Genomic DNA, 15,550 nt, shown 5'->3' with positions numbered 1-15,550 from the left:
CAACCCGAAAGGCAGGAAACTGCAATGACCGGCAACATCGCATTCCTTGGCTACGGTATCGCCGCGATCGGCCCCGGCATCGGCGTGGGTCTGATCTTCGCCGCCTACATCCAGGGTGTGGCCCGTCAGCCCGAGTCCCGCAGCGTGCTGCAGACCATCGCGTTCACCGGCTTCGCCCTGACCGAGGCGCTGGCCCTGCTGGGTCTGGTCTTCGCCTTCCTCTTCCGCGAGTGACCATCCTTTTTTCCGCTGACCCGACGGGAAGGAGGGTGACACTGTGATTGCACAACCGCTCATTGCAGCAGGTGACGCCGAAGAGGTTGGCCACGCAACTGGCTGGGGCTCGGAGCTGCCGATCGTTCCGCACCCGTCGGAACTGATCCTCAGCCTCGTCTTCTTCGCGATCGTCTACTACGTGATGAAGAAGTACGTGGTGCCTCGCCTCGAGGCGGTCTACGCCGAGCGTACGGCCGAGATCGAGGGTGGCATCGAGAAGGCGGCCCAGGCCCAGGCCGAGGCTGCCGCCGCTCTGGACGAGTACCAGAGCCAGCTGGCCGAGGCTCGCGCCGAGGCCGGCCGGATCCGCGAGGAGGCGCGCACCCAGGGTGCGCAGATCGTCGCGGAGATGCGGGAGCAGGCCCAGGCCGAGGCGGCCCGGATCGTTGCCTCCGCCCAGCAGCAGGTCGCTGCCGAGCGGCAGCAGGCGGTCGTGCAGCTGCGGTCCGACGTCGGTGCCCTGGCCACGGACCTGGCCTCGCGCATCGTCGGTGAGTCCCTCCAGGACTCGGCCCGGCAGTCGCGGGTGATCGACCGCTTCCTGGACGAGCTCGAGCAGGCCGAGACGGCCCCCACCTCGGGCCGGGTCTCCTGATGGCGGCGCAGGTGCGGATGCAGGGCCCGAGCCGGGTGGCGCTCGCCGCCGGGCAGGACCGGCTGGAGATGCTGCTCAACTCCGTCGGTACCGACGCGGCCCGGCTCGCGGACGACCTGTTCGCGGTCACCGACCTGGTGGTCTCCAACGCCGCCCTGCGCCGGGCCCTGACCGAGTCGTCGCGGCCGGCCGAGACCCGGGCCGCCCTGGCGGCCCGGCTGCTGGAGGGCAAGGTCTCCGGGCCGGCCCTGGACCTGGTCTCCGGACTGGTCCGCTCCCAGTGGTCGGACTCCTCGGACCTGACCGAGGCGCTCGAGGGCCTGGCGGTCACCGCCGCGCTCTTCGGTGCCGAGCGGGCCGAGCGTCTGGACCGGGTCGAGGACGAGCTGTTCCGCTTCGGTCGCACGATCGCGGGTGACGTCTCGCTGCGGGACGCGTTCGCGATCCGGACGCCGGGCTCCGACCGCAAGCGCCAGCTGGTGCACCAGCTGCTGGTCGGCAAGGTGGCTCCGGAGACCCTGCGCCTGGCGGCCCAGGCGGTGACCTCCCCGCGAGGTCGCCGGGTGGAGCAGGTGCTGGAGAAGTTCCTGGAGGCTGCCGCCGCCCGTCGGCGGCAGCTGGTGGCGGACGTGGTCGCGGCCACGCCGCTCACCGAGGGCCAGCGGGCCCGGCTGAGCACGGCGCTGCGCCGGCTCTACGGCCGTGACATCCGCATCAACCTCGACCTCGACCCCGAGGTCATGGGTGGGCTGCGGATCATGGTGGCCGGTGAGCTGATCGACAGCACGGTGCTGAGCAGGCTGAACACGGCCCGGCGGACCATCGCAGGCTGACCCGTCGCACAGCTGCTGACCACCTGGTCACAGCTGTGCGCCGCGGCGCGCGATGATGTACGCACACAGGCATAGGTAAGTAGCAAGAAAAAGAAGAAGACCCACGGCCCGGCTCACGCCGGACAACGACGAGAGAGCAGGGGATCCAGATGGCGGAGCTGACGATCCGTCCGGACGAGATCCGGGACGCGCTGGACGCCTTCGTACAGTCCTACGACCCGGACACGGCCAGCCGCGAAGAGGTCGGCATCATCTCCGAGGCGGCCGACGGCATCGCCCGGGTCGAGGGCCTGCCCAGCGTGATGGCCAACGAGCTGCTGCTGTTCGAGGACGGCACGCTCGGCCTGGCGCAGAACCTGGACGTCAACGAGATCGGCGTCGTCGTTCTCGGTGAGTTCAGCGGCCTGGAGGAGGGCCAGGAGGTCAAGCGGACCGGAGAGGTTCTCTCCGTCCCGGTCGGCGACGCCTTCCTCGGCCGCGTGGTGGACCCGCTGGGTGCGCCGATCGACGGCCTGGGCGAGATCGCCTCCGAGGGCCGCCGGGCCCTGGAGCTGCAGGCGCCGGGCGTCATGCAGCGTAAGTCGGTGCACGAGCCGATGCAGACCGGGATCAAGGCGATCGACTCGCTGACCCCGATCGGCCGCGGCCAGCGCCAGCTGATCATCGGCGACCGCCAGACCGGCAAGACCGCGATCGCGATCGACACGATCATCAACCAGAAGCGCAACTGGGAGAGCGGCGACCCGGACAAGCAGGTCCGCTGCATCTACGTCGCGATCGGCCAGAAGGGCTCGACCATCGCGTCGATCCGGGGCTCGCTCGAGGCGGCCGGCGCGCTGGAGTACACCACCATCGTCGCCGCCCCGGCGTCCGACCCGGCCGGCTTCAAGTACCTCGCCCCGTACACCGGCTCGGCCATCGGCCAGCACTGGATGTACGCCGGCAAGCACGTCCTGATCGTCTTCGACGACCTGAGCAAGCAGGCCGAGGCCTACCGCGCCGTGTCGCTGCTGCTGCGCCGTCCGCCGGGCCGTGAGGCCTACCCGGGTGACGTCTTCTACCTGCACTCCCGTCTGCTGGAGCGTTGCGCGAAGCTGTCCGACGAGCTGGGCCACGGCTCGATGACCGGTCTGCCGATCGTCGAGACCAAGGCCAACGACGTGTCGGCCTACATCCCGACCAACGTCATCTCGATCACCGACGGCCAGCTGTTCCTGCAGTCGGACCTGTTCAACGCCAACCAGCGCCCGGCGGTCGACGTCGGTATCTCGGTCTCCCGGGTCGGTGGCTCGGCCATGACCAAGGCGATGAAGAAGGTCACCGGCTCGCTCAAGATCGAGCTGGCGCAGTACCGCGCGCTCGAGGCGTTCGCCCTGTTCGCCTCCGACCTGGACGCCGCCTCCAAGCAGCAGCTGGCCCGTGGTCAGCGGCTGATGGAGCTGTTCAAGCAGCCGCAGTACTCGCCCTACGCGACCGAGGAGCAGGTCGTCTCGATCTGGCTCGGCGTCAACGGCTACCTCGACGACGTCGAGGTCGGTGACGTGCGCCGGTTCGAGCAGGAGTTCCTCGACCACCTGCGCCGCAACACCGACGTGCTCAGCACGATCGGCGAGACGCTGCAGTTCAGCGACGACACCGCGGCCAGCCTGGAGAAGGAGGTCGAGGCGTTCGCGCAGACCTTCCAGGCCGGTTCCGACGAAGGCATCGTGGGCACCGTCGACGAGGAGTACGAAGCGACCGCGGACGGCGAGATCTCCCAGGAGAAGATCGTCCGGCAGAGCCACTGACGACGCCACCGGCATAAGGAGCTAGAGCCAGATGGCAGGGCAGCAGAGGGTCTACCGGGCCCGGATCCGGTCGACCGCGTCGCTGGAGAAGATCTTCCGCGCGATGGAGCTGATCGCTTCGTCGCGTATCTCCAAGGCGCGGGCGGCCGTGGCCTCCTCCACCCCGTACGCACAGGCGATCACCCGTGCGGTGTCGGCGGTCGCGACCTACTCCGACGTGGACCACATCCTTACCACGGAGAAGGAGAACGTCCGCCGCGCCGCGATCCTGGTGGTCACGGCCGACCGCGGTATGGCGGGCGCCTACTCCTCGAACGCCCTGAAGGCGAGCGAGCAGTTGCGCGAGCGCCTCACGGCCGAGGGCAAGCAGGTGGTCACCTACGTGACCGGACGCAAGGGTGTCGCCTTCCTGCGCTTCCGTAAGCGTGACATCGCGGGGGAGTGGACGGGCTTCTCCGACGCCCCGACCTACGAAGCTGCCGACACCATCGGCAACACCCTGGTCGAGGCGTTCGTCAAGGACTACGAGGACGGCGGCGTCGACGAGATCCACGTCGTCTACACGCGGTTCGTCAGCATGGTGAGCCAGCAGCCGGAGATCATCCGGCTGCTGCCGCTGGAGGTCGTCGACTCGATCGAGCCGCCGGCCCCGGACGAGAAGCTGCCGCTGTACGCCTTCGAGCCCAACTCGGCGGACGTGCTCGACGCGCTGCTGCCGAAGTACGTGAACAGCCGGATCTTCAACGCGCTGCTGCAGGCCTCGGCCAGCGAGCTGGCCTCCCGCCAGCGCGCGATGAAGTCCGCCTCGGACAACGCCAAGGAACTGATCCGTATGTACACCCGGCTGGCCAACCAGGCCCGCCAGGCGGAGATCACCCAGGAGATCAGCGAGATCGTCGGCGGCGCCGACGCGCTGGCCAGCTGATGCCCGCCGTGTCCGAGTCACCTGAAGCCATGACAGAGAGAAGAGTCAAATGACCGCCACCGTCACCGAAACGGGTGCGACCAGCGGCCAGGCCGGCGTCGGCCGGGTGGCCCGGGTCATCGGCCCCGTCGTCGACATCGAGTTCCCCCAGGGCCAGCTGCCCTCGATGTACAACGCCCTGTACATCGACTACACGCTGAACGGTGGTGACATCCGGCTGTGGCTGGAGGTCGCCCAGTTCATCGGGGACAACCTGGTCCGCGCGATCGCCCTGAAGCCGACCGACGGCCTGGTCCGTGGCATGTCCGTCGCCGACAGCGGGTCGCCGATCAGCGTCCCGGTCGGTGACGTCACCAAGGGCCGCGTCTTCAACGCGATCGGCGAGGTGCTGAACCTCGAGGGTGACGACACCTTCGAGGTGACCGAGCGCTGGCCGATCCACCGCAAGGCCCCGGCCTTCGACCAGCTCGAGTCCAAGACCGAGATGTTCCAGACCGGCATCAAGGTCATCGACCTGCTCACCCCGTACGTGCAGGGTGGGAAGATCGGCCTGTTCGGTGGCGCCGGCGTCGGCAAGACCGTGCTGATCCAGGAGATGATCGCCCGGGTCGCCCGCGACCACGGCGGTGTCTCGGTGTTCGCCGGGGTCGGCGAGCGCACCCGTGAGGGCAACGACCTGATCGTCGAGATGGAAGAGGCCGGCGTTCTCCCGAACACCGCGCTGGTCTTCGGTCAGATGGACGAGCCGCCGGGCACGCGTCTGCGCGTGGCCCTCTCGGCCCTGACGATGGCGGAGTACTTCCGCGACGTGCAGAGCCAGGACGTGCTGCTCTTCATCGACAACATCTTCCGGTTCACGCAGGCCGGTTCCGAGGTCTCCACGCTGCTCGGCCGTATGCCGTCGGCCGTGGGTTACCAGCCGAACCTGGCCGACGAGATGGGCCTCCTGCAGGAGCGCATCACCTCGACCCGGGGTCACTCGATCACCTCGATGCAGGCGATCTACGTGCCGGCCGACGACTACACCGACCCGGCCCCGGCCACCACGTTCGCGCACCTGGACGCGACCACCGAGCTCTCCCGCGAGATCGCGTCGATGGGTATCTACCCCGCCGTGGACCCGCTGACCTCGACGTCGCGCATCCTGGACCCGCGGTACATCGGGGCCGACCACTACAACACCGCGGTGCGGGTCAAGCAGATCCTGCAGCGCAACAAGGAACTGCAGGACATCATCGCGATCCTGGGTGTCGACGAACTGTCCGAGGAGGACAAGATCGTCGTCAACCGGGCCCGCCGGATCCAGCGGTTCCTGTCGCAGAACACCTACGTGGCCAAGCAGTTCACCGGTATCGAGGGTTCGACCGTCCCGGTCGACGAGACCGTGGACGCCTTTACGCGGATCTGCGACGGCGAGTTCGACCACGTCGCCGAGCAGGCCTTCTTCATGTGCGGTGGCCTGGACGACGTCGAGCGCAAGTGGGCCGAGATCCAGAAGAAGACCGGCGCCTGATCCGGTCATCGAGTGTGGGGGCCGGCCCGGTCGGGCCGACCCCCGCATCCGGCTCGACAGAGCCGATATTGTGTCGACAGCGCTCGCACCCACGTTTCGGAGCGGGTGACGGGTTGAGGAACACGGAGGAACCGTCGTGCCGCTCCAGGTAGAACTGGTGAGTGCCGAGGCGAAGGTCTGGACGGGCGCGGCCCGGATGGTGATCGCCCGGACCAGCGAGGGCGAGATCGGTGTGCTCACCGGTCACGAGCCCACGCTGGCGCTGCTCGCCCCCGGTCGGGTCACGATCCGCGGTGAGGCCGGCGAGACCGTGATCGCCCAGGTCGAGGACGGTGGGTTCCTCTCCATCGACCACGACCGGGTGACGGTGGTCGCCGACACCGCGAGCCTCGTCCCCGACTCGGCCCGCTGAGTCCGGGCCCGGCCGTAGTTGGGACAGTTGGTAGCCCCGCTCGAGATTCTGGGTGCCCTCCTCGTCCTGTTCGGCTTGGTCCTTGCTCTGTTCATCCTGCGCCGTTACCTGCTGGCCCGTAACGGCGCCACGTTCGACTGCTCGCTGAGACGCGAGCACCCCCGCCGCGCGAGCGCCTGGATCCTGGGCGTCGCGCGGTACGGGGAGGACCGCCTCGAGTGGTTCCGGATCTTCACGGTCAGCCCACGACCGACTCGGGTGCTGATCCGCTCGCAGCTCGATCTGCTGGAGTGGAAGCAGCCCGGTGAGCAGGACGTGCACTCGATCCTGCCGGGGGCAGTGATCGTTCGATGTACCTACGGTCTGGACGATCCGGAGATCGTCGAGCTGGCCATGACGCGGTCGGACTACACCGGATTCGCCACTTGGCTGGAATCCGCACCGCCCGGCATGCAACCGTTCAGCGCGTGAGTTCACACCGGCTGTTCGTGCTTCGACCTCGACCATCAGCCTGGCCGGGCCGCCCACACGCTTGACCCACCTGATCGGCGTGGACGACCTGGCCCGCCATCTGCTGCGCCCTCCCGCCTCACCCGCGAACGGGTGTCCCTCTCGGCGGCAGGACCTCGGCGCCTTGCGGCTGAGTTGTAGGCTCCGCCTCCTCGGATCTCGCGGTTTCGCCACTCCTCGCCCTTAGTGATACCCCGTGCGCGGGTCTTGAAACACGTTCCGTCCCATTTCTTCCGCCGGAATTGCGGTCAAGCCGTCAACTATCCGCAGGCCTGCTGGTCCGGCGTGAAATCAGCCGTTCGAGGGCCGGGACGAGACCTTCCAGTCGAACCCGATGTGCACGTCGCCGGAGCCGGTGGTGGCCGAGATCCGGTTCTTCGCGCTGCCGGTCGGGACGTCGATCTTCCGGTCGCCGCTGCCGGTGTGCCCGGTGACGTCGTACGACGTGCCGTCCTGGGGCAGGCTGACCCCGACGTCGCCGGAGCCGGTGCGCAGCTCGACGGTGGGGGGCGCCACGCTGAACGAGGTCCGGATGTCGCCGGAGCCGGTGCGGGCGCGCACCTGGGTGGTCTGCGCGGTGAAGTCGGCGGACAGGTCGCCGGAGCCGGTGCGGAGCTCGGCCCGGGCCGAGTCGAGCTGGGTGGCGCGCAGGTCGCCGCTGCCGGTACGGGCCTCGATGTCGCCGCCGATGGTGCCCAGCCGGATGTCGCCGGAGCCGGTGCGCACCTTCGTGGCCCCGGTCAGGCCGGTGACCGTGGCGTCGCCGGCGCCCGTGGTCACGTCCACCTTCACGTCGGGGGGCACGACGACCTGGTAGTCGACCGAGCAGTTGTCGATCGGCCAGCCACCGCTGCAGCCGCCTTCCAGGGCGAGGACACCCTGCTGGACCGAGTGCGTCCACCGGGCGTCGGTCAGCGACGAGGTGGTCCGCACCTCGAGGGTGACCGGATCACCCGGCGCCCCGTCTCGGATCACCACGTCGCCGGACTCCACGTCCACCCGCATCGCGGTGATCCGGTCGGTCACGGTGAGGGACTCGGTGCTGACCCGGGTGGCGAACAGCGTCACCACGCTGATCGTGCCCATCCCGATCACCCCGGCCCCGAGCACCACCGTGGCGATCCGGACCGGGCCGGTCCACGGGCTGCGCCGGCGCGCCGCGGCCGCCAGTCGCTCCTGCTCGGCCTTCGCCTCGGGGGAGCCGGGTTCGAAAGTCGTCGTGGGCATGTCTTCAGGACTCCTGTGCCTGGGAACCGAGCCAGCGGAGGACGGCCAGGACGCGGCGGTGGTCCTGGGCGGCCGGGGGGAGGTCGAGCTTGCCGAAGATGCTCGAGACGTGTTTCTCCACCGCGCCCTCGCCGATCACCAGGGCGGCGGCGATGGCGGTGTTGGAGCGGCCCTCGGCCATCAGGCCGAGCACCTCACGCTCACGCGGGGTGAGCCGGCCGAGCGGATCCTTGCGGGTGGCCCGGGAGAACAGCTGGGCCACCACCTCCGGGTCGAGGGCGGTGCCGCCGTCGGTGACCCGGCGCAGGGTCTCGGCGAACTCGCTGACGTCGGCCACCCGGTCCTTCAGCAGGTAGCCGATGCCCCGGGAACGGGCCGCGAACAGCTCGGTGGCGTAGTTCTCCTCGACGTACTGGCTGAGCACCACCACGGCGATCTTCGGGTACTGGTGGCGCACCACCAGGGCGGCCCGCACCCCCTCGTCGGTGAACGTGGGCGGCATCCGCACGTCGACGATCACCAGGTCGGGCCGGTGCGCCTCGACCGCCTTCAGGAAGGAGTCGCCGTCCGGGCAGGCCTCGGCCACCTCGAAGCCGGTCTCGGCCAGCAGGCGCAGCAGGCCCTCCCGCAGCAGGACCGAGTCCTCGGCCAGCACGACTCGAATGCTCACGACGGACTCCCGGGGGTGAGGGGCAGATGAATGGTCAGCACGGTGGGGCCGCCGGCCGGTGAGGAGAGGTGCACAGCGCCGTCGATCGCGGCCACGCGGTCGGCCAACCCTCGCAGACCGGTGCCCCCACCCTCGCCGCTGCCGGGCTGGGCGCCGCCCACCCCGTCGTCCTCGACCTCGATCCGCAGCCACTCGCCGACCGCGCTGACCAGCACCCGGGCCTGCCGGGCGCGGGCGTGCTTGGCCACGTTGGTCAGGCCCTCGCTGACACAGAAGTAGGCGATCGCCTCGACCGTGGGGTCGGGCCGGGTGGGCAGCACGGTCTGCACGCTGACCGGGACCGGGGCGCTGGCCGCGAGGGCGGACAGGGCCGCGTCCAGGCCGCGGTCGGTCAGGATCGGCGGGTGGATGCCCCGGGCGACCTGGCGCATCTCCACCACGGCCTCCTTCGCCGCGCTGTGCGCCTTGTCCATCAGGTCGCGGGCGCCCTGCGGGTCGCGGTTCAGCCGGTCCTTGGCCAGGCCCAGGTCCATCGCGATGGCGACCAGTCGCTGCTGGGGGCCGTCGTGCAGGTCGCGCTCGATCCGCTGGCGCTCGGCCTCCACCGAGTCCACCGCCGCGGCCCGGGTGCGGGTCAGGGTCTGCACCCGCTGGTTGAGCCGGCGCACCTCCTCCGAGCGCGGCTGGCGGGTCAGCAGCAGACGGGCCATCAGCACGTTCAGCGCCATCAGGCCGGTGGCGGTCAGCGGGGTGACGACCAGGCCGACCAGCCCGAGGAAGAACACCAGCAGCAGCCACCACGGCCCGGACGTGGTTCCGCCCCAGGGCCAGTACATCTCGGCGCCGGGCAGGAACCAGACGTAGACCGGGGCCAGCACCAGGGCCAGGGTGACCGAGGCGAAGCAGACCACCAGGGTGCCGGTGACCAGGCCCCAGCAGGCCTGGATGGAGACCCAGGCCATCGAGCGCCACTGCGGCCCGCCCAGCAGCCCGCGCCGCCAGAACGAACGCTTCGGGGCCGCCGGGGACGGGCCCATCCACTCCAGCCGGGTGTAGGCCAGCGCCTGCAGCCGGAACAGGTCCAGCCGGGCGGCCACCAGGGCACAGGCCAGGACGGCGAGCAGCATCGGCAGGCCGATCCCGAAGACCGGCACCAGCACGACCGACACCAGCATCAGCACGGTCAGGGCCAGATACGGGACGGCGACCAGGATGTCGAGCGTCAGGTGGCAGACCGCGGGCCACCCGCGCAGCCACCAGCCCACGGCCTGGCGGGCCCCGGAGGCGGTGGGCAGGCCCCACAGCCACCACTTCTCGCCCGGGTCGAACAGATCGAACCCGGGGGCGACGAGCGCCTTGTCGGTTGGCTTGATCACCCCATCAAGGTAGGCCGCCGAGCACGCTGTGGGGATACCGGAGCCACCCCCGAGGGGGTGGGGATAACCCCACCCCCGATCGAGGGGGACGCACCAGTGATCTTGGAGCGCGCCGGCCCGAGGCTGATCACCATGACGACAACGACGAACTCGGAACGTTCACGTCTCGTTCCCCCACCGCAGAAGCCGGTGGGACGAGGAGGCCGGTCCGTCGCCTCCTGGTGCGCCCGCCATCGGTGGGTCACTCTTCTTGCCGCGCTCCTGGTGGTGGCGGCCGGCGTCGTGATGCTCGGGGGCGGGCTGAAGACGTCGACGGGGGCCGAGCAGCTGGTCGGGGACTCGCGCAAGGCCTCAGAACTGCTGGAGGGAGCCGACTTCGGGGACCGTCCGACCGAGCACGTCGTGATCAGCGCGCGGAGGGGAACGCTGAGCGACGAGCAGGTGGGTGACCTGGGGGAGCAGATCAGCCAGGCGTTCTCCGGGGTGGCGGGGGTCGCCTCGATCGGCGAGCCGGTGGTCTCCGCCGACGGCCGGACCATGCTGGCCACGGTCGAGCTCGATGCGGAGGTGGACGACTCCGACCGGATCGACGGCACCGCCGAGGCGATGCTGCCGATCACCGACCGGCTGGCCGCCACCCACCCGGACCTGGAGGTGGGGCAGACCGGTGAGGGCTCGCTGAACGTGGGGGTCGGCGAGCAGATCGAGGACGACCTGAAGAAGGCCGAGATCTTCTCTCTGCCGGTCACTCTGGCCATCCTGCTGCTGGCCTTCGGCTCGGTGGTGGCGGCCTTCGTGCCGGTGCTGCTGGGGGTCGCGGCGGTGGGGACCGCACTCGGGCTGACGGCACTGATCTCGCAGACCTACAAGGTCGACCAGAACACCCAGAGCATGGTGCTGCTGATCGGGCTGGCGGTCGGGGTGGACTATGCGCTGTTCGTGATCCGGCGGGCCCGGCAGGAGCGGGCGCACGGCCTCGAGGTGCGCGAGACGATCCAGGTGGCGGGGCGCACGGCGGGCCGGGCGGTGATCATCTCGGGGGTGACCGTGGTGGTCTCGATGGCCGGGATGCTCGTGGCCGGCGGGCTGTACACGTCGCTGGCGATCGGCGCGATGATCGTGGTCGGGATCGCGGTGATCGCCTCGGCCACCGTGCTCCCGGCGATCCTGTCGCTGCTCGGCGACAAGGTGGACCGGCTGCGCCTGCCCTTCATCGGCCGCCGGGTGGGCCGCGAGGCGAGCATCGACGGGCCCTGGGGCCGGCTGGCCGGTGCGGTCACCCGGCGCCCGCTGATCTGGACGCTGGCCGCCACCGGTCTGCTGGTGGCCCTGGCGGTCCCGGCCGCCTCGATGCGCACCTCGCTGGCCGGCGTCGAGTCGCTGCCGCAGGACGTGCCCCAGGTGCGGGCCACGATGACCATGACCCACGCGTTCCCGCAGGAGGGATCCACGATCGCGATGGTGGTGGGCGCGCCGGCCGACAGCGCGGCGCAGGTGCGTTCGGCGCTTGAGGACGCCTGGCCCGCCGCCCAGGGGACCGGTCAGGTCGCGGGGGAGTCACCGGAGATCCAGACCTCGGCGGAGGGCACGGTCTCGGTGATGCACCTGCCGATCCCGTTCGACGTCTCGGACGAGCGGGCCGGCCAGGCCGTGGAGACCGTGCGCGAGCAGGTGGTCCCGGTGGTCGAGAAGGCCCTAGCCGGCGTGCCCGGCGCCGAGGTGCACCTGGGTGGGGTGGCCGAGGGCACCGAGCTGAGCGAGTGGATGGACAGCCGGCTGCTGCCGGTGGTCGGGTTCGTGCTGGTGCTGACCTTCGTGGTGATGGTGCTCTCGTTCGGCTCGCCGTCGCTGGCGCTGGCCACCGTGGTGCTGAACCTGCTCTCGGTCGGGGCCGGCTACGGCGTGATGACCATGGTGTTCCAGAACACCTGGGCCGAGGACCTGCTGGACTTCACCTCGATCGGCACGATCGCGGCCTGGCTGCCGCTGCTGATGTTCGTGATCCTGTTCGGCCTGTCGATGGACTACCACGTGTTCGTGGTCTCCCGGGTGCGGGAGGCCTGGCGGGCCGGGAACAGCCCGAAGGACGCGGTCCGGCTCGGGGTGGCCCGCAGCGCCGGCACGGTGACCAGTGCCGCGGCGGTGATGGTGGCGGTGTTCGCGATCTTCGCGACCATGTCGGTGCTGGAGATGAAGCAGCTCGGCGTGGGCCTGGCCACCGCCGTGTTCATCGACGCCACCGTGGTGCGGGGGATCCTGCTGCCGGCCGTGCTGGCGGTGCTGGGGGAGCGGGCCCACCGCAAGCCGCGCTGGGTGCCTGCCCTGCACGACTGACCGACCCCGGCAACGGCTCTTCCCGATGTGGGAAGAGCCGTTGCTGTTGTTCAGTCCCGCTCGCCGCCGGGCACCCAGAGCACGTCGCCGGACTCCCGGTTGGCCACCCGGCAGAGGATGAAGAGCAGGTCGCTGAGCCGGTTCAGGTACTTGGCGGTGAGCGGGTTGACGCCGCCGTCGGCCGCCGTGCCGTGCGCCTCCAGGGCGGCCCACACCGAGCGCTCGGCCCGCCGGGTCACCGTGCGCGCCACGTGCAGGTAGGCCGAGGCGACCGAGCCGCCGGGCAGGATGAACGAGCGCAGGGCGGGCAGCGCGGCGTTGAACTCGTCGCAGGCCGCCTCCAGCCGCTCCACGTAGTCGGCGGTGATCCGCAGCGGCTCGTGCTTGGGCGGGGTGCTGGTGAGCGGCACGCACAGGTCCGAGCCCACGTCGAAGAGGTCGTTCTGGACCCGGCGCAGCAGCCGGGCGATCTGCGGGTCCAGTTCGCCACCGGCCGCCAGGACCACCCCGATCGCGCTGTTGGCCTCGTCGCAGTCGGCGTAGGCGATCAGCCGCGGGTCGTTCTTGGAGGTCCGGCTGAAGTCGCCCAGCGCGGTCGTGCCGTCGTCGCCGGTCCGGGTGTAGATCCGGGTCAGGTTCACCATCCGGTCAGCCTACGAGAACCCGTAACGCCCGGGCCGGGCCCAGCGATATGGGCTTCACCTGTGAGTACGCAGAATGCTGCGGGACGCACGGGCGGTAACCCCTGCCCGGATGTGGGCCACACCGGCCGGATCGGCAATACGATGCCGTGTCGTGGAAGCCTTCCGGATCGTGGGTGGAGCGCCGCTGCAGGGCGGCGTCAGAGTGGCCGGCGCGAAGAACAGCGTGCTCAAGCTGATGTCCGCCGCCTTGCTGACCGAGGGGACGACGACGCTGGTCGACGTCCCCGACATCCTCGACGTCCGGATCATGGTGAAACTCCTGACCCGGCTCGGCTGCGGGGTGGACTACGTCGACGGCAGCGGCATGCTCTCGATCACCACCCCGGCGGTGCCCGGGCACAAGGCCGACTACGACCTGGTGCGGGCGATGCGCGCCTCGATCAGCGTGCTCGGCCCGCTGCTGGCCCGCTGCGGCGCCGCCCAGGTGGCCCTGCCCGGCGGTGACGCGATCGGCTCACGAGGCCTGGACATGCACGTCTCCGGCCTGGAGGCGCTCGGTGCGAAGATCGCGGTGGAGCACGGTTTCCTGGTCGCCGAGGCCCCCGGCGGCCTGCGCGGGGCGGAGATCCGGCTGGACTTCCCCAGCGTCGGGGCCACCGAGAACCTGCTGATGGCGGCCGTCCTGGCGAACGGGCGCACGGTGCTGGACAACGTGGCGCGCGAGCCCGAGGTCGTCGACCTGTGCCGGATGCTGCGCCGGATGGGCGCCAAGATCGACGGGGTGGCCGGCTCCACCCTGGAGATCATCGGCACCGACAGCCTCTCGCCGGTCGAGCACCGTGTGGTGCCAGACCGGATCGTGGCCGGCACCTGGGCGTTCGCGGCCGCCATCACCGGCGGCGACGTGATCGTGCACAACGGCGAGCCCGGGCACCTGGAGCTGGTGATCGACAAGCTGGTCGACGCCGGCAGCGAGGTGATCACCCTGGCCGACGGCTTCCGGGTGAAGGGCGCCGAGCGGCCGAAGGCGGTGGACGTGGCCACCCTGCCCTACCCCGGCTTCCCGACTGACCTGCAGCCGTTCATGGTCACCCTGTGCGCGGTGTCCGGCGGTGCCGCGATGATCACCGAGAACCTGTTCGAGGCCCGCTTCCGGTTCGTCCAGGAGATCGCCCGGCTGGGCGCGCACGTGCGGATGGACGGGCACCACGCGTTCGTGCGGGGCGTGCCCAAGCTCTCCGGTGCGCCGGTCGAGGCCAGCGACATCCGGGCCGGGGCCGCGCTGGTCCTGGCCGGGCTGGTGGCCGAGGGCGAGACCATCGTCTACGAGGCCGGGCACGTCGACCGGGGGTACGACCGGTTCGACCACGCCCTGCGCACCCTCGGCGCCGACGTGCGCCGGTTCGAGGTGAACGAGGCCCCGGCGGCCTCCTGACCTAGAAGCCGGTCGAGGGCGGCGGCGGGGGCGCGGCGAGCACGGCCCGGGCGATCTTCTCGTCCTGCTCGAACACCATCAGGCGCGGGCCGTCCTTGGTCTGCACCAGCTTGGCGCGGATCTGGCCGGCCTCGAGCCGGAGCCGCAGTTGTTCGCCCTCGATCATCGTGGCCGGGGCGGCGACCGGTACGAACAACCCGTACTCGTTCTCGCCGCCCTGCCGGGGCCGCCGTTCCACCAGCGACTTGCCGGAGCTGAAGGTCCAGCGCAGGAACAGCATCATCACGCCGAAACCGGCCAGCACCACGAGGATCGACAACAGGTAGGAGGTGCCGTCGCCGTACAACATGGCACCAGTGTCCTCGTCCGGCCGGATCCGGCGCCACCGGCCGTCGCCGAGGACCTCCGGGCCTGAGTCAGGCGGGTCGGTGCTGTGCTCAGCGGGCTTTCCGTGTCACAGTAGCCCGACGCTCTGTGACGTCCGGCCTCCCTGGGAGTGGGACCACGCGCAAACCGGCGGCACCGGGCGGGGCGACTTGGGGGGAGCACGAGATGGGAATGATGACCGGACCACCGCGGCCACCGGAACCGCGCGCACCGATGGATCCGGCCCCGGGCCCTCGGCTGAGCATCGAGGTACCCGGTCCCGGCACCCTGGTCCGGTTGAAGGGCCGCCTCGACGCGCGTTCGGCCCCGGCCGCCCGGTCGGCGCTGCACGAGGCGGTCGACGGCGGCCAGGGCGGCGACGAGCTGGTGGTCGAGATGAACCAGCTGGAGATCTGGGACGGGGCCGGGCTGGGCGTCCTGGTCGGCACCGCACGGCGGGCCCGTCAGGCCGGCCGCCAACTGGTCCTCACCGGGGTCCGTCCCCGTGAGCTCCGGCTGCTCAGGGTGGCCCGGGTGACCTGGAGTTCCTCGATCCGGCCGGCCGCCCTGGTGGGCTGACCGAACCGGCCCTCACCGGCGTCCTCAATTCTCTCTCAGGCCCCGGACGACACCGTGAGATGATCCCG

16 protein-coding genes are annotated in these 15,550 nt (G+C 70.5%); 11 read left to right on the top strand and 5 right to left on the bottom strand.

Going from position 1 to position 15,550, the window contains the following annotated elements; translation table 11 throughout:
• Window positions 1-24 precede the first annotated feature (24 nt).
• From atpE to QSK18_RS24060, 8 genes are all read left to right on the top strand, one after another.
• Window positions 25-234 (top strand): ATP synthase F0 subunit C, encoded by a 210-nt coding sequence (gene atpE / locus QSK18_RS24095; RefSeq protein ID WP_232813608.1) that lies wholly within the window; start codon window positions 25-27, stop codon window positions 232-234.
• 43 nt (window positions 235-277) lie between these two features.
• Entirely contained in the window at window positions 278-871 is a 594-nt protein-coding gene (locus tag QSK18_RS24090) for a F0F1 ATP synthase subunit B (RefSeq protein WP_285623603.1), read from the top strand.
• The gene (locus tag QSK18_RS24085) at window positions 871-1,704 is read left to right on the top strand and encodes a F0F1 ATP synthase subunit delta (protein ID WP_232813610.1); all 834 of its coding nucleotides are present in this window, start codon (window positions 871-873) and stop codon (window positions 1,702-1,704) included. Before QSK18_RS24090 ends, QSK18_RS24085 begins: the two co-directional genes overlap by 1 nt.
• A gap of 149 nt (window positions 1,705-1,853) precedes the next feature.
• Window positions 1,854-3,491, top strand: coding sequence for a F0F1 ATP synthase subunit alpha (gene atpA, locus QSK18_RS24080; RefSeq protein ID WP_232813611.1), 1,638 nt, complete (start codon window positions 1,854-1,856; stop codon window positions 3,489-3,491).
• A 31-nt stretch (window positions 3,492-3,522) separates the two neighbouring features.
• Window positions 3,523-4,416 carry a F0F1 ATP synthase subunit gamma gene (locus QSK18_RS24075; protein WP_285623598.1) on the top strand — a complete coding sequence of 298 codons (894 nt, stop codon included), beginning with the start codon at window positions 3,523-3,525 and terminating at the stop codon, window positions 4,414-4,416.
• Between the two features lie 49 nt (window positions 4,417-4,465).
• Window positions 4,466-5,929, top strand: a complete 1,464-nt coding sequence (gene atpD / locus QSK18_RS24070; protein ID WP_285623596.1) for a F0F1 ATP synthase subunit beta — start codon at window positions 4,466-4,468, stop codon at window positions 5,927-5,929.
• A gap of 196 nt (window positions 5,930-6,125) precedes the next feature.
• Window positions 6,126-6,341, top strand: a complete 216-nt coding sequence (locus QSK18_RS24065; RefSeq protein WP_408624071.1) for a F0F1 ATP synthase subunit epsilon — start codon at window positions 6,126-6,128, stop codon at window positions 6,339-6,341.
• Window positions 6,342-6,359: 18 nt separating this feature from the next.
• A complete protein-coding gene (locus QSK18_RS24060) occupies window positions 6,360-6,812 on the top strand; it encodes a DUF2550 domain-containing protein (protein WP_352396620.1) in 453 nt (150 codons plus the stop codon).
• Window positions 6,813-7,142: 330 nt separating this feature from the next.
• On the opposite strand, the gene QSK18_RS24055 is transcribed toward QSK18_RS24060, so the two are convergent.
• Genes QSK18_RS24055 through QSK18_RS24045 form a run of 3 tightly spaced genes read right to left on the bottom strand, consistent with a single transcriptional unit; the run spans window position 7,143 to window position 10,124 of the window.
• Window positions 7,143-8,078 (bottom strand): DUF4097 family beta strand repeat-containing protein, encoded by a 936-nt coding sequence (locus tag QSK18_RS24055; protein WP_232813616.1) that lies wholly within the window; start codon window positions 8,076-8,078, stop codon window positions 7,143-7,145.
• 4 nt (window positions 8,079-8,082) lie between these two features.
• Entirely contained in the window at window positions 8,083-8,742 is a 660-nt protein-coding gene (locus QSK18_RS24050; RefSeq protein WP_332879932.1) for a response regulator, read from the bottom strand.
• Between the two features lie 2 nt (window positions 8,743-8,744).
• Window positions 8,745-10,124: a sensor histidine kinase gene (locus QSK18_RS24045; RefSeq protein ID WP_232813618.1), complete on the bottom strand. Its 1,380-nt coding sequence runs from the start codon at window positions 10,122-10,124 to the stop codon at window positions 8,745-8,747.
• A 132-nt stretch (window positions 10,125-10,256) separates the two neighbouring features.
• Between QSK18_RS24045 and QSK18_RS24040 the strand changes: the two genes are divergently transcribed.
• The gene (locus tag QSK18_RS24040; protein ID WP_232813619.1) at window positions 10,257-12,458 is read left to right on the top strand and encodes an MMPL family transporter; all 2,202 of its coding nucleotides are present in this window, start codon (window positions 10,257-10,259) and stop codon (window positions 12,456-12,458) included.
• Between the two features lie 50 nt (window positions 12,459-12,508).
• Here the strand turns inward: QSK18_RS24040 and QSK18_RS24035 are convergent, their stop codons facing one another.
• A complete protein-coding gene (locus QSK18_RS24035; RefSeq protein ID WP_232813620.1) occupies window positions 12,509-13,102 on the bottom strand; it encodes a cob(I)yrinic acid a,c-diamide adenosyltransferase in 594 nt (197 codons plus the stop codon).
• Between the two features lie 151 nt (window positions 13,103-13,253).
• On the opposite strand from QSK18_RS24035, the gene murA reads away from it, so the two are divergent.
• Window positions 13,254-14,537 carry a UDP-N-acetylglucosamine 1-carboxyvinyltransferase gene (gene murA / locus QSK18_RS24030; RefSeq protein ID WP_232813621.1) on the top strand — a complete coding sequence of 428 codons (1,284 nt, stop codon included), beginning with the start codon at window positions 13,254-13,256 and terminating at the stop codon, window positions 14,535-14,537.
• A gap of 1 nt (window position 14,538) precedes the next feature.
• Here murA and QSK18_RS24025 read toward each other — a convergent pair whose 3' ends face one another.
• On the bottom strand, window positions 14,539-14,886 hold the full coding sequence (locus tag QSK18_RS24025) for a hypothetical protein (protein ID WP_232813622.1): 348 nt from the start codon (window positions 14,884-14,886) through the stop codon (window positions 14,539-14,541).
• A 212-nt stretch (window positions 14,887-15,098) separates the two neighbouring features.
• Here QSK18_RS24025 and QSK18_RS24020 point away from each other — a divergent pair, with 212 nt between their 5' ends.
• Window positions 15,099-15,482, top strand: a complete 384-nt coding sequence (locus QSK18_RS24020; protein ID WP_232813623.1) for an STAS domain-containing protein — start codon at window positions 15,099-15,101, stop codon at window positions 15,480-15,482.
• Window positions 15,483-15,550 lie beyond the last annotated feature (68 nt).

The organism is Kineosporia sp. NBRC 101677, assembly GCF_030269265.1.
GTDB lineage: Bacteria > Actinomycetota > Actinomycetes > Actinomycetales > Kineosporiaceae > Kineosporia > Kineosporia rhizophila.
This window is presented reverse-complemented; position numbering and strand designations above follow the sequence as displayed.

Excerpts from the sequence above, each read along its gene's own strand:
- atpE (WP_232813608.1), top strand. The coding sequence starts at position 25 with ATGACCGGCAACATCGCATTCCTTGGCTACGGTATCGCCGCGATCGGC.
- QSK18_RS24085 (WP_232813610.1), top strand. The coding sequence starts at position 871 with ATGGCGGCGCAGGTGCGGATGCAGGGCCCGAGCCGGGTGGCGCTCGCC.
- atpA (WP_232813611.1), top strand. The coding sequence starts at position 1,854 with ATGGCGGAGCTGACGATCCGTCCGGACGAGATCCGGGACGCGCTGGAC.
- QSK18_RS24075 (WP_285623598.1), top strand. The coding sequence starts at position 3,523 with ATGGCAGGGCAGCAGAGGGTCTACCGGGCCCGGATCCGGTCGACCGCG.
- atpD (WP_285623596.1), top strand. The coding sequence starts at position 4,466 with ATGACCGCCACCGTCACCGAAACGGGTGCGACCAGCGGCCAGGCCGGC.
- QSK18_RS24065 (WP_408624071.1), top strand. The coding sequence starts at position 6,126 with ATGGTGATCGCCCGGACCAGCGAGGGCGAGATCGGTGTGCTCACCGGT.
- QSK18_RS24055 (WP_232813616.1), bottom strand. The coding sequence starts at position 8,078 with ATGCCCACGACGACTTTCGAACCCGGCTCCCCCGAGGCGAAGGCCGAG.
- QSK18_RS24040 (WP_232813619.1), top strand. The coding sequence starts at position 10,257 with ATGACGACAACGACGAACTCGGAACGTTCACGTCTCGTTCCCCCACCG.
- QSK18_RS24035 (WP_232813620.1), bottom strand. The coding sequence starts at position 13,102 with ATGGTGAACCTGACCCGGATCTACACCCGGACCGGCGACGACGGCACG.
- QSK18_RS24025 (WP_232813622.1), bottom strand. The coding sequence starts at position 14,886 with ATGTTGTACGGCGACGGCACCTCCTACCTGTTGTCGATCCTCGTGGTG.
- QSK18_RS24020 (WP_232813623.1), top strand. The coding sequence starts at position 15,099 with ATGACCGGACCACCGCGGCCACCGGAACCGCGCGCACCGATGGATCCG.